The organism is Myxococcales bacterium (genome assembly GCA_012513515.1).
In the GTDB taxonomy this organism is placed as follows: Bacteria; UBA10199; UBA10199; order 2-02-FULL-44-16; family JAAZCA01; genus JAAZCA01.
Window position 1 is genome coordinate 37,630 of the sequence record JAAZCA010000003.1, and the last position, 13,538, is coordinate 51,167.

Sequence of the window (13,538 nt, forward strand, 5' to 3'; positions counted from 1 at the left end):
CTTAGCACGATGAAAATGAAACTCGCAGCACTGCTGGCACTCCTTTTAATCCCATCGACTCTCTTCGCAAAGTTTCCATCTCCGAAGGGATTTGTCACGGATGATGCTGGCGTGATGAAAAACGAAACCGTCTCCGAACTGAACTCGCTGCTTTCCTACTTCGAAAAAGAGAGCGGAATCGAAATAGCGGTCGCAACCGTTCGCAGCCTGGATGGAATTCCTGTCGAGGATTACGCCACCGATCTCTTCAGAACCTGGGGAATCGGCAAGAAGGGGAAGGACGACGGGTTGCTCTTTCTGATCGCACCAAACGACAAAAAAGTAAGAATCGAAGTGGGCTATGGCCTTGAGGGCTCCATCAACGATGCACTGGCGGGGCGGATCATGGATCAATACGTCCTGCCTGCATTCAAGGTCGGCGACATAGACGGCGGGATAACGGCTGGGACGGCCGTAATCGTTCAGACCATAGCCAAAAAAGAAAACATCCACTTCGATCCTCAAAACGCCGAAAGGCTTGTGGTTATGTCTGAAAGCTCCGCCACTGGCGAAAATTCCGGGCCGCTCGCCACGATCGGAAAGATATTCCTTCTCGTACTCATGATGACTATATTCATTCGCTATCCGCATCTCTTTCTATTTTTTCTCTCAAGCTCGGGCCACAGAGGAACCGGCCGGGGATTCGGCGGCGGTTTCGGAGGATTCGGCGGCGGTATATCCGGCGGAGGCGGAGCATCGCGAGGATGGTGATAATTCAAAAATTCTGGTTAGAATTTCCGCGCATAAATTCTAACTCGCAAAAAGGGAGTTTCTATGACGCCAAACGAACTGGCCAGAAAACTGGAAGCGATATACGGACCAGAGCTCAAATCGGTTGTTCTCTACGGATCATCGGTACGCAGCGAGTTTTCCAAGCGCTATTCCGATTACAACATCATATGCGTGCTCACAGATCCGTCACCGGGGATGCTAGCTAAATCAAACCATGTGGTAAAAAAATGGGTGAAAAAGGGAAACCCTCCACCCTACTTCTTCGACCCGCGTCACATCGAAACCTCATCGGATGTATTTCCGCTGGAATTCATCGACATCAGCAACGAGCACAAGGTAATACTTGGACAAGACCCCTTCAAACAGCTCGATATAGACACGAAAAATCTTCGTCACCAGTGCGAAAGCGAACTCAAGGGAAAACTCCTCCATCTCCGTTCTTTCTATGCCGAAAACTGCGACGCTCCGAGGCTTGTCGCTGAAATGTGCGTGAAGTCATTTTCCACTTTTCTGGCCGTCTTTCGCGGAGTGCTCATGCTCCTTGACAAAAATCCTCCGCGCGATGCAAGGGCCATAATAGAGCTCATCGCTGCTGAAATAAATTTCAATCCCGAGATATTTTTAGAAATCGCGCAGATAAGGCAGGGAAAATCCTTTCTCCCGAGAAAAGAGGAGGCCATCCTGATGTTCGAGCGATACTTGACAGAGCTCTCCATCATAACTAACTTCGTCGATAGGATGTAAAAGTCGTTCATGTGGAATTAAAATCAATATGGAACCCAAAGGAGATACCATGAAAATAAAATGGATAGTGATCATAGCGCTTCTGGCAATTCTGGTGATAGTCGGAGGAGGGAGCTGCGCGGGCAAATACAACATGCTCGTAACACTGAATGAAAACGTGAAAACCTCCTGGTCCCAAGTGGAAAACGTAATGCAAAGGCGCGCTGATCTTATCCCGAACCTGGTCAACGCCGTGAAGGGATACGCCGCGCACGAGGAAGAGGTCTTAACCGAAGTTACAAACGCAAGGGCGAAAGTCGGACAGGCATCGACCGTGCCTGATAAAATCGCCGCCAACAGCGAGCTCTCCTCCGCCCTCTCGCGACTTTTAGTGGTAGCGGAGCGATACCCGGACCTGAAGGCCAATCAGAATTTTATCTCCCTGCAGGACGAACTTGCAGGAACGGAAAACAGAATAACGGTTGAAAGAATGCGCTATAACGACAGCGTACGACAGTACAACACCTATGTACGGATCTTCCCAAACAACATCATCGCATCCATACTCGGCTACAGCAGGGAAGACATCTATTTCAAGGCTGACGAAGGATCGGAAAAGGCCCCGGTGGTCGACTTCGGAAAAAGCGAATAGATCCCCATTCGATTCTGGCGAAATCTCGAACGTGGAATTACCAGAACATCATAGATGTTTCGATATGGACTTCATAAGATCCTGACGATGGATGAAGTCCTCTATGTAGTCCATCCTCTCCGTGGAAAGTTCGAGAACAGGCGACTTGTCGTATTTTGAAAGCCATCTTTTATAGTACCGCTCGAGCCTCTTTATGTATTCGTCAGGAACATTTTTTTCTATCGCCCTGCCGCGCCTGGCTATACGCTTCTTCAGCGTTTTGATGGGGCAGTTCAGATAGATGAGCAGGTCCGGAGGTTTGATTGCGGAAATCATCGTTTCGTACAAGTCGCAATAAGTACGCCATTCATCCTTGGACATGCACCCCTGCTTGAAAAGGTTGAAGGCGAAGATCTCGGCGTCCTCGTAGATCGACCGGTCTTGCACCACCGTATCGGGGCAGCTATCCAGCTCTCGATGAATGCGGAACTTGTGCGTAAGGAAGTGCATCTGCGAATGAAAGGCCCACCTCTTCATGTCCTTGTAGAAGAGCGGCAGAAAAGGGTTGAAATCGTTGTATTCGAAAAAAGGCTTCAGCGCAAAATGCTTGCAAAGAAAGTCGACCAGACTCGATTTACCTGAGCCCATATTACCGGCGATCGCTATGTATTTTCTGGTCATCTGACACCTTTAAAACAACATAACCTGAAAGCGTCAATTTCAAAAACCGAAGATACGTCAATATCTGTAAAAATCAGGCTTATAAGGACCTTCTACCGGAACGCCTAAGTAATCAGCCTGCTCTTTTGTAAGTTTGGTCAGCTTCACGCCAAGCTTGGCAAGATGGAGCCTCGCCACTTCCTCATCCAATCTCTTCGGAAGCATGTACACTCCGACATCGTATTTTTTCGTAAAGAGCTCGATCTGCGCAAGGCACTGATTGGTGAATGAATTGCTCATCACGAAGGATGGATGCCCTGTAGCGCATCCAAGATTCACGAGCCTCCCTTCGGCGAGAATTATTATCTGATTCCCTTCCGGAAATGTGTAGATATCCACCTGCGGCTTGACCGTGGATTTTTTCACCTCGGAATGATTTTTAAACCACGACATCTCTATCTCGTGGTCGAAGTGGCCGATATTGCAGACGATCGCCTTGTCCTTCATGCGCCGCATGTGCTCGCCGGTTATGACTTTGCAACATCCGGTTGCAGTCACGAAGATATCGCCTACCGAGGCAAGATCATCCATCGTCGAAACCTCATATCCCTCCATGGCTGCCTGAAGGGCTATGATCGGATCGACCTCGGTAACTATTACTCGCGCGCCGATCCCCCTCATCGCCTGCGCGCATCCCTTACCGACGTCGCCGTATCCGCATATGACCACGATTTTCCCCGCCACCATTACGTCTGTGGCTCTCTTGATTCCGTCCGCCAGAGATTCCCGGCAACCATAGAGGTTGTCGAATTTGGATTTAGTAACCGAATCGTTCACGTTGAAACACGGAGTTTTCAACTCGCCCCGCTCCATCATCTGATAGAGCCTGTGAACTCCGGTGGTGGTCTCTTCGGTTATCCCTTTGATGCCTGCTATGAGATCCGGTCGTTTTTTATATACGAAAGCGGTGAGATCGCCGCCGTCGTCTAGAATCATGTTGAGAGGTTTGCCGTCAAAGAGGAGGGTCTGCTCTATACACCAGTCATATTCGGGCTCCGTCTCACCCTTCCAAGCGAAAACGGGAATACCTGCGGCAGCTATAGCGGCAGCCGCATGGTCCTGCGTCGAAAAGATGTTACAGCTCGACCATCTCACTTCGGCACCAAGCTCGATGAGCGTTTCAATAAGCACCGCAGTCTGAATCGTCATATGCAAGCAGCCGGCTATCCTTGCTCCTTTGAGAGGTTTTTTCGGACCGTAGTTTTTCCTTATCGCCATAAGCCCCGGCATCTCGTGCTCAGCGAGAGAAATCTCCTTGCGCCCCCACCCGGCCAGACCCATGTCCTTCACTTTGAAATCGGAACCGCTCATATACTCCTCCTGCCTGTTATCTTTCGCCTGCATTGCAAAGGGAGGGATCTCATCGACCAAAAAACGGTATCTCCCTTCCATCTATATAAGAAGGCTTTTCTAAACCCAGCGCTGAAAGCACCGTTGGAAATACGTCGGCACTCCTCACAGGTTTTGGATCGAGCGAAGCATTACATAGAACCGGAATCCTCATGTGGGTTTTATGCAAGGAACCATGCGAAGCGAAGTGCTCCGGCTCTTCGTATTTGAGCCTCAGGTCAAAGCCGGGAGTCGCTGATATAACCATATCTCCCGCCCGCGGCGAAGTCATGAGATGCGCTATCTGGAAGGGGGCGTCGGGATATTCGGAGTTTATGGTAGCAGCCAAGGTCTCGTCAGGGCTCATGTTGGAAGAAAGCCCGGAATATCCAAAGGGATCGCTGCCCTGTACCTCGTAATGAAGTACAAATCCGTCGAGCCTGACCGATGCGCGCCCTCTCCTGCTGAATATATCGGCGCCGCCTTCGGCATTTCTGCAAGCGACTATATCGACCGCCCGCTGCGCGAGCAGGTCATCGATGATTCCGGGGGCTATCTTTTCAAGATCCTGAGCAAAAACCCTGGGCTTCCACTTATCACCTCTCTTGAAATAGATGTTGGTCATGCCATTCCCTGAAACCATATTCGCTGAGAGCTTTCCCCTCTTTTCGAATATCAGGGGATAAAAAAACGCCGGCAGATGATGTTTCTCGAGAAAGGTGTTCACGCAGAAATGAGAATCCGTCTTGGAAAGCCCGTGATCGCTCACTATCATGAATAGTGTCGAGTCGGCTTCGCCGCGATCATCGAGGGATTCAAAAATCGAACCCACGTGACGATCGAGATTCTCATACTGTTGTATCACTAGCTCGCTATGAGGATGGGTAAGATGCGAATATTCGTCTATCGCCGGAAAAACGGAGAATATAAATTTTGGATTCCTCTCCAAAACCTCTTTGAGTTTCACGGTTGCCGATTTATCGATAAATCCCCAGCGATCGGTAAGATGGGCGTAGTACCAATACCATATCCTGCTGATCCTGGTGAAATTCCTTTTGCCGCGTGCGCCGCGCGCTATCGGATTGAATATGCTGTATGAGTCGGGAATTATCTCGAAGACAGTCTTTATGTGCGGCCACATATCGCTGGCCATGCAAAAACTCTCGAGCCCCACATACGAACGGTATTTGTTGAACGAATAGGGCCCATCGTAAATTGATTTATCGAACCACCTGATGCCGGGGATGTTGCATGTCCCCGGGAAGCACCCTGTAAGAAACGGAAGATAGGCAGGTCCGGTTGTCGAGGGAAAGCTGGTCACAGCCCTCAGACTCGCACCCGCGCCAACGATGCGGGAGGAGATATTGGGAAGCCTCCCATCGGATATGAGGGATTCCATGACATCGGCACGCGCGCCATCGGCCAGCATCACGATAGCGCGGCTGTATTTCGACGATGGAGTCATCTTGCGTTTTGCGCCTTCCCGAAAAGGGTCACCGCTGGGCCTTGATGCTTGCGAGTTTGGACTTCATCCTGTTTATGAGATCCGGATAGCCATGTTTGGTGATTATCGAATTGAACTGATATCTGTAGTTATCGACCAAGCTAGCCTCGTCGACTATGATGTCGTAAATTTTCCAGTTGGTGCCTTCCTTTTTCAACTTGTAGTTCAAAGTGATAGTTATATTTTCCGAAGGAACGTTCACCTTCGTTTTCACGAAAGATTTCGTCTTCTCCTGATTGATGTATTTCTCGCCCAGGTAGATCACGGCATATTTTCCGCCGCTCCTGCTCTTAGCCGCCGACTGTTCCTTTGAAAAAAGCGCCTTCTCCTCGAGTAGGTCAGTGAGCAGCGTCACGAATTCATCCTGTTCGGCCGGAGTCCTCTCCCCCCAATGCTTGGCGAGCGACACCTTTCCGAGCTCGCGAATATCGAAGGTCCCCCTCATGATATCCCGTTTGAGTTTGCTGTTATGTTCCTCTTCACTGGGCGAAAGCTTCTCTCCCTTTTCTTTGACTATAAAATCGTCCAGCATATCATCGAGATCCTGAATAGCTCTCGTCGCCGTGCCAGGGGGATAGTATTTTATCGTGGAGCGTTTTGCGGCCTCCGAGGAAAACGAAAACAAGCACGCCAGAGTAAAGACCGCTACAAACGAACAGGATACAAATTTAGAAATCTTCATTTTCCACCTCCATCGGCCCGACAGCATCCTCTTCAAAGAAATCAAACGAATCCCCACGATCGATTCCAAAAAACTCCTGCTCGTTCGTATCGGAAACGCTCATGAGGGTGTTGTATTTCTCCATACCAATCTTGCGTTCGAGATCCGCCAGCGCCACGTTAAAGTCAAAAACCGTTTTGAAATACTGTCCCCTTGTCAGAAGGATGAGTTTAAGAGCGTCGGCATATTTGGACTCATCCCCTATACCCGTATCTATGTTCAATTTAGAAAGAAATGTCATCTGCTGCGCAAGCGATTGCGCCTCATTGGCCCTTCCTACATCGTCTTTCAGCCTTTGAACGAGCTGATAAGCTTTCTTCATCTCAAGTCCGAGGCCTCGCCTGGCTATGTGGCGCTCGTAAGTAGCCTTGTAGTATTCGGCACGCGCCTTGCGAATTCTTCCGGCAGCACCATGAAAATCCAGATCTCCGGACAGCTGCATGCCAACGCCAGCCCTGGTGTAATTGAAGGGGTTGCTGTAATCGTCGGTGAAATTCGGACCCACCACCTCTCCGACGGTGCGGCCGACATCAGCAAAAAACCCCACTCCTGCTTTTGGAAGCAGCTTGAGTTTTTCCAGCTTGTACTGTTTCTGTTTCACATCTACTCCGATATCCAGAAGTTTGGACTCAGGCTGATGTTCCATCGCCATCTCTACGTATTCCTTCTCCTCAGCCAGCTTGTGGAGCAGCGGCTTCAGATTGTAAGAGTCGAGCTCGATTTCGGCGTTTGGATCGAGATCCAATTGAATTTTGAGACCCTCCAAGGCCAGCATGCCATTTTCCTTGGTCTCGGCAAGGCGCCTCTCGAGCTCGTTCCTAAAAACCTTGAGCTGGATGATGTCGAAGGGGTCGAGATCCTTGATATCCTTCTCATCCTCCTCCGCTATCTTGTTATTCATCTTGGATATCGCATCCTCAAGGATACGCTCCGTCTCCCTCGCCAGCTGAAGACCGAAGTAGATCTTCTTCACCTGGAATATCGTATCATACTGCATGCTTCGCCTCTTCGCCTGAGCAGCATCTACTCCGCGCTCGGCCATCTTCTTGGCTGTATTCAAACGCCCAAATGTCGTGATGGGAGCTGCGATGCCGACGTGAAAGCTGTTAAAGAGAGTTACGTTGCCTCTGAAAAAATCGTTGAAGGCGTTGTCGAGATCCTTCGGGACAGGCGCCACCCTGTAAGTGTATTCCATCACCGGCCAGAAGAGCGCTTTGGCCTCCGTCAGCTGTCCCTCGGCGGCCTCGACATCGTAACCAGCGGCAGTTATCCTCCTGTTGCGCTCGAGCGCCAGATCCACGCAATCTTCCAGTGAATAGCGCCTCGACTTGGGCTCCGCGCCCATATCGTTAATCCAGTGTTCTGAAAGATCCGGCGAGCCCGAACCCAGCGAAGGGTAAAGAGGCTCAGTTTTTTCCCTTACGACGACATCCTCCGACGTAGGCTCTATCTGAACGGAGCCGGGCGCAACAGGCTTTCTGACTGCGCTATGCCTCCCCGCATGGAGTTCGCCGGCCATGAGAATTGCGATCAGAAGACACGGTAGCGTTATGTTGAAATGATGCCTGATTTTCATCTTTGAACAGCTTGCGCCTTTCTCAATCAAGTATATGATCTTCAAAAGCTTTAGCAACGCAGGTCCGAGCCATCTATCAGATGGTTTTTTTTAACGCAACGTGATTTTTCCCTGATTTGGCGCAGCGCGTAGAAAAGAGATGTTCAGGAAACAAACCTTTTTGGCCCTTCGGCTTGGTGGTGGTAAACCGCGGCAGGCCTGAGAGGGAGGGTGAAGTTGAACTCGCTCCCCTGACCTATCTTGCTCGTAAGCCACATCCTCCCGCCATGAAGTTCGACCAATTTCTTGGAGATGGTCAAACCGAGGCCAAGCCCTTCATACTCCCTAGTGGCGCTCCCATCCCCCTGACGAAATCCCTCAAATATCGCCTTCTGTTTCTTTTTTTCTATTCCGATTCCTGTATCTTTTACTGAAATTTTCAGCATTTCTCCGCATTTTTCGGCTTCAATAGAAATTTTGCCGCGCTTTGTGAATTTTACAGCATTATCCATGAGGTGCTTTACCACCTGTTTGAGACGCGCCTCATCCCCGTAGACACCCGGCGTCTCGCTGCCGATCATTACTTCCACTTTGGTGTATTTATTCGGGGATATCTCCTCTGCGACCTGCTGAACGACCTTCCCGAGGTTGACCTTCTGAACATGCAGGTCGAGCTTATCGACTTCAAGCCTTGAAAGATCGACCATAGCCGTCACCGTATCGAGCAAACGCTTGCCTGAATTCAATATCAGGGAAAGATGTTTGTGCTGTTCCTCATTCAATGGACCATCCCCACCCTCCGCCATCAACTCCGTAAGCCCTATTACCGCTGTCAGCGGAGTTCTGAGCTCATGCGAAATATTCGCCAGCAACTGAGTTTTAAACTGGGCGGTCTCTTGAAGTTTCTGGTTCTGCCTCACAACGGCTTGATAGAGGTTTGCATTGTGAATGGAGGTTGCGAACTGGACGGCGAGCAGTTTGAGCAGATCCTTGGTCTCGCTGTCGTACATCCCTTTTCTGCGCGACCCGAGATTGATCACGCCATAGAGCCTGTCTCCGACAAAAAGCGGAATACATGCCTCGGCGTTGAACTGCACGAACCAGCGAAGCCCCTCATTTTTTATATCCCTGTATTTCACAGAATTTACGAAATCACCTCTTGCCACAACCGCCCTCTGGGTTTCGAGAAGAGAGATAAAGCCCCTCACCTCTCCCACGTCGAAACTGAAGGGTTTGAGTCCGAATGTGGCCTTTATCTGGAGACACCCCTTGGCATCCCTTACCACCAATGAGGCACCGGAGGCTCCGACTATCCTACAGGTCGCCGAAAGTATGGCGACATAAAGCTCGCGCCTGTCCTCCAGCGCGCTGAACCTTTCGAGGTAGTCTCTGAATATTTTCCTATAATCATATTCCGGTTTTCTTAGAAGGTAGCGACGGATCAGGGGATACAAAAAGTGCCAGCGCAAAACCACCATGCTCACGCCTAGAAGTGTAAAAATAACCCCGGAACTCACCAGGATGACGGGCATCGCTGCATTCCAATACTGAGATGTCAATTGCATGATGCTCAATCATCCCCCCCAGATACATAGCTTAGTCGCATTATATGGATATTTCAATAGGTTGACAAGGTTTTCTGCATAAAAACATTACCTTTGTCCAAGAACTAACTGTTTTGAAGGGAAGAGTTCCCCTTGACTGAATTGAAAGCTACAAGCATCATGTCGCACCAACTGGAAAAAAGGATCCCAAATGGCATACCATGAAAGAAAAAACGACATAAAATCCAAAAAAACAGCTCCATGCCTACGAAATATTGCAAGAACGACCCTCGCGATCGCAATTTTTCTGTCGGCGACTCTCTTGCACTCCATAGCGGCCTTCTCCGACTTCACGGCCATAGATCCCAAGCTCATAGAGCGAACGGCGGATGCGGTCGATGCGCACTATTTGGACATAGAGAGAGCCGATCCAAAAAAAATGCTGCTGCGCTCCCTCTCACATCTTCAAAAAGCAGTTCCGGAAATAATGATGGAAGAAAAGGGATCCGACGCAATAGTTCTCAAAGTCGGGCTCGCACAGAAAAGATTTCCTATAAAGAAGATCATGAGCATGCGCGATCTGAAATCAACGATGAACGAAATCGCGCAATTTCTCTCCGCAAATTACAAAGGGGAAATCTCTTCCGAGGATATGGAATCGACGCTCATAAACGGACTTCTCGCCCCTCTCGATCCCCATTCCAATTTTCTGACTAAAAAAACCTATGACGAGTTCATGATAGGAACGCGCGGCAAATTCGGAGGGCTCGGCATAGTCATAACCGTCAAGGACGGGCAGCTCACCGTCATCGCACCAATAGAGGACACACCGGCTTACCGCGCGGGGATAAGAGCCGGTGACCGCATCACGCAGATAGAGGACGAATCGACCATCAATATGTCGTTGACCGATGCAGTGAACAAACTTCGCGGAAACGTAGGCAGCAAGGTGGCCATCGTGGTAGAGCGCGATGGAAAACCGGCGCATAAGATCACACTTACAAGGGCTGTCATCAATATAGACAGCGTAAAATCGGGGCTGCTTGAAAAAGATGGAAAGAGAATCGGCTATCTTGGGATAAAGAATTTCCAATCCAACACGACGAAGGACGTCAAGGCAGCGCTGGCAAAGATGCACGATAAAAACGCTGAGCTCGACGGGCTCATACTCGACATGAGGAACAACCCAGGAGGGCTTCTTAGCGCCGCAACCGAAATAGCGAATATCTTCCTCAAGGAGGGAGTGATCGTATCTACGGTGGGGAAGGATGGCGAGGTGCTCGAAAAAGAAGAGGCGCGCGGCAACGGAAATAAACCTGATTATCCCATAGCGGTCCTGCTCAATGAAGGATCGGCATCCGCATCCGAGATCGTAGGAGGCGCTCTGCAGGCACGCGGGAGAGCCACGGTCATGGGAAACTATTCGTTCGGAAAAGGCTCGGTGCAGACCCTTTTCGAAACCGGAAACGGAACTGCACTGAAACTCACAATAGCGACCTACAAACCGGCCGGCACCGAATCCATACAGCTGGAAGGAGTGGTCCCTGACATACGCCTGATTCCCGTGGTGATTGACAAGGAACAGATCAACCTGTTCCCAGACAAATTTTTCACCGAAGAGGATTTTAAAGAACATCTTGGAAATTCGAAGACATCCCTCGAGAAAAACAGAAAACCAGACTACGTGATCAGATATCTGAAAGCTAAGGAAGACGAAAAAATTCTGGAGGAAAAATCACGCAAGGAATATTCGAAGGCACTCGATCTCAGCGAAGATTTCGAGGCCACGCTCGCGCGCAACTTGATTGCCGCGGCAGGACGTCCGACGAGGATGGAAACCCTCAAGTCATGCAAGGATGTGATTGATGCCGCCGCTGCTTCTGAAGATGAAAAGATAGACGCCGCCCTCAAAGCTCTGGGCGTCAACTGGAGCAAGACAAGGGCGGAAGGCATGCCATCCATAGCACTCTCCAAAAGGATACTCCTGGACGATAAACCTTTGGAAAGCGCCTCCTCCGGCCAAAAAATATGGCTGAGACTCACGGCTACCAACAGGGGAACCGGAAACTATTCAAGACTGGTGGGGATCGGACAATCGGAAGACCTGGCTTTTCTGGCGAACAAGGAATTTCCGTTCGGCCATTTGAAGCCCGGGCAATCCGCTTCGTGGAAGGTTCCCATAGAGCTGCCGGAAAATCTTCCTTCGCAAAATTTAAAGATGGAACTCTCTTTCGAGGAGGATAATGGAAATGCTCCGGCCAAGACCGAGGTCATAATCCCTGTAAAGGCGTCACCAGCACCGACGTTTTCGATGGAATATAAAATTTCATCCACTTCCTACGGGAAAAAGTTCGAAGCCAACACCCCAATTACGATGGACGTCGCGGTGCAAAATATCGGGGATGGTGAAACCAGCGACGAAGCGATACTGACGCTTTCCGGAGAATGCTCGGACAAGATCTTCATCGAAAAGGGGCGCGTAAAGATGAATAAGATGCCCCCGGGAGCATCGGAGAGATCGAAGCTGAAATTTCACATGATGGAAGGATACCCCCGAAAAGGGTGCTATATGAATCTTGCCATCACCGATATAAAAAAACGCGCGGCGCTTGTGAAAAGGATAGAGCTCAAGGCCGACTCAGGAACGAGCATCCCACCTCCTGGGACAAAACTGGCAGCCCCGAAGATATCCGTAATCTCAGCCCCCGATTCCACAAAGGAAAAAAACGTCGATATTTCAGCGACGATATCGGATGACAATCCCATCAAGGACTATTTCATATTCGTGGGCGATAAAAAGATTCTGTACCAGACCAACGAGGAAGGACTCAAAGAGATAACTTTCAAGACATCAGTCCCGCTCGAAAGCGGCAACAACAACATAGTCATAGGTGCGAGGGATGATGAAAAATTGATGCAGACGAAGATGATAGTCATAGAGAAAAAATGATAATACTGACCAACTCACAGGATTACCCGGAAAAATCGAAGGGAGCCGTTGTAGCGATTGGCAATTTTGACGGGCTGCATCTCGGACACATGGCGCTCATCGAGGAAGCAAAGACACGGGCTGGCGCCATGAACGCCCCGACCGTCATCTATACATTCACGCCCCACCCGGCAAGCGTCATAGCCAGGAGTTGCGCGCCAAGGCTACTGCAGACGTTAGAGCAGAAGATGGAATCTCTGCATGCGGCCGGAATCGATATCTGCATCATCGAGAAATTCACGCGAAATTTTTCGGAGATCCATTCCAAGGATTATTTCCAAAACATTATCATGCAAAGGATAGATCCGCGCGCAATGATAGTCGGGTATAATTTCACCTTCGGCCTTAACAGGGAAGGTACTGCGCAGTCGCTCACCCGATATGGCATGGAAGCAGGGATTGAAGTTGTCGTCATAGAGTCTCAATCAGTCGGAGGAACTGCAATAAGCTCCACCAACATCAGAAACCTGATCTTCAACGGAGATGTGTCGGCTGCAGAAAAGATGCTCGGACGCCATTATTCGATACGTGGCAAAGTGATATCGGGCAAAGGGATCGGCGGCAAACTCGGCGCCCACACCGCAAACATCGACCCCGAAAACGAGATCATTCCTAAAAACGGCGTATATGTAACCGCGACTTCGATACTCGGTGAACACGAAGGCTCACTATCGCTTCCTTCGGTTACCAGCATAGGCAACAACCCAACCTTCGGTGGTGGAGAGTTCACCGTGGAGACCCACATAATCGACTCCGAGATCAACCTTTCTAGAAAAAGGATAGAGATATTTTTCCTTGAGCGCCTCGACGATCAGATAGCGTTCCATAACATCGATGATCTAAGAAAAAAAATCGCTGATGATATAGAAGCTGCCAAGAAGTTTCATGCGGCTAAGATCGGTTAGCTCAGCAGAGGCGAAAACATGAAATGGGCCCTTGCCGGCAGGAAACCTGATTCTTTCTATCCATCCATTTAAAACGCCTGCATTTTGACGCGAGCCGGGCAGAAAATACCCCCTGACAGCATCCAAACCTTCCCTCACAAGATATA

At 49.8% G+C, this 13,538-nt stretch carries 11 protein-coding genes; 5 read left to right on the forward strand and 6 right to left on the reverse strand.

Features of this window, described 5'->3' with window-relative positions; genetic code table 11:
- The first annotated feature begins 9 nt into the window (after nt 1-9).
- From GX659_00395 to GX659_00405, 3 genes are all read left to right on the forward strand, one after another.
- Nucleotides 10-750 (forward strand): TPM domain-containing protein, encoded by a 741-nt coding sequence (locus GX659_00395; protein NLD27251.1) that lies wholly within the window; start codon nt 10-12, stop codon nt 748-750.
- A 63-nt stretch (nt 751-813) separates the two neighbouring features.
- Nucleotides 814-1,515, forward strand: coding sequence for a hypothetical protein (locus GX659_00400; protein NLD27252.1), 702 nt, complete (start codon nt 814-816; stop codon nt 1,513-1,515).
- Nucleotides 1,516-1,564: 49 nt separating this feature from the next.
- On the forward strand, nt 1,565-2,146 hold the full coding sequence (locus GX659_00405; GenBank protein NLD27253.1) for a LemA family protein: 582 nt from the start codon (nt 1,565-1,567) through the stop codon (nt 2,144-2,146).
- A 48-nt stretch (nt 2,147-2,194) separates the two neighbouring features.
- Here the strand turns inward: GX659_00405 and GX659_00410 are convergent, their stop codons facing one another.
- The 6 genes from GX659_00410 to GX659_00435 all read right to left on the reverse strand — a co-directional run bounded on the left by GX659_00410 (nt 2,195) and on the right by GX659_00435 (nt 9,519).
- Nucleotides 2,195-2,806, reverse strand: a complete 612-nt coding sequence (locus GX659_00410; protein ID NLD27254.1) for a deoxynucleoside kinase — start codon at nt 2,804-2,806, stop codon at nt 2,195-2,197.
- A 57-nt stretch (nt 2,807-2,863) separates the two neighbouring features.
- On the reverse strand, nt 2,864-4,156 hold the full coding sequence (locus GX659_00415) for an adenosylhomocysteinase (protein ID NLD27255.1): 1,293 nt from the start codon (nt 4,154-4,156) through the stop codon (nt 2,864-2,866).
- Between the two features lie 49 nt (nt 4,157-4,205).
- The gene (locus GX659_00420) at nt 4,206-5,639 is read right to left on the reverse strand and encodes an alkaline phosphatase family protein (protein NLD27256.1); all 1,434 of its coding nucleotides are present in this window, start codon (nt 5,637-5,639) and stop codon (nt 4,206-4,208) included.
- Nucleotides 5,640-5,667: 28 nt separating this feature from the next.
- The gene (locus GX659_00425) at nt 5,668-6,360 is read right to left on the reverse strand and encodes an ABC transporter substrate-binding protein (protein ID NLD27257.1); all 693 of its coding nucleotides are present in this window, start codon (nt 6,358-6,360) and stop codon (nt 5,668-5,670) included.
- Nucleotides 6,347-7,975, reverse strand: coding sequence for a TolC family protein (locus tag GX659_00430; GenBank protein ID NLD27258.1), 1,629 nt, complete (start codon nt 7,973-7,975; stop codon nt 6,347-6,349). Before GX659_00430 ends, GX659_00425 begins: the two co-directional genes overlap by 14 nt.
- Nucleotides 7,976-8,118: 143 nt before the next feature.
- Nucleotides 8,119-9,519 carry a HAMP domain-containing histidine kinase gene (locus GX659_00435; GenBank protein NLD27259.1) on the reverse strand — a complete coding sequence of 467 codons (1,401 nt, stop codon included), beginning with the start codon at nt 9,517-9,519 and terminating at the stop codon, nt 8,119-8,121.
- A gap of 190 nt (nt 9,520-9,709) precedes the next feature.
- Here GX659_00435 and GX659_00440 point away from each other — a divergent pair, with 190 nt between their 5' ends.
- Nucleotides 9,710-12,448 (forward strand): PDZ domain-containing protein, encoded by a 2,739-nt coding sequence (locus GX659_00440; protein ID NLD27260.1) that lies wholly within the window; start codon nt 9,710-9,712, stop codon nt 12,446-12,448.
- Nucleotides 12,445-13,392 (forward strand): bifunctional riboflavin kinase/FAD synthetase, encoded by a 948-nt coding sequence (locus GX659_00445; GenBank protein ID NLD27261.1) that lies wholly within the window; start codon nt 12,445-12,447, stop codon nt 13,390-13,392. The genes GX659_00440 and GX659_00445 overlap by 4 nt, the downstream gene beginning before the upstream one ends.
- Nucleotides 13,393-13,538: the final 146 nt, after the last annotated feature.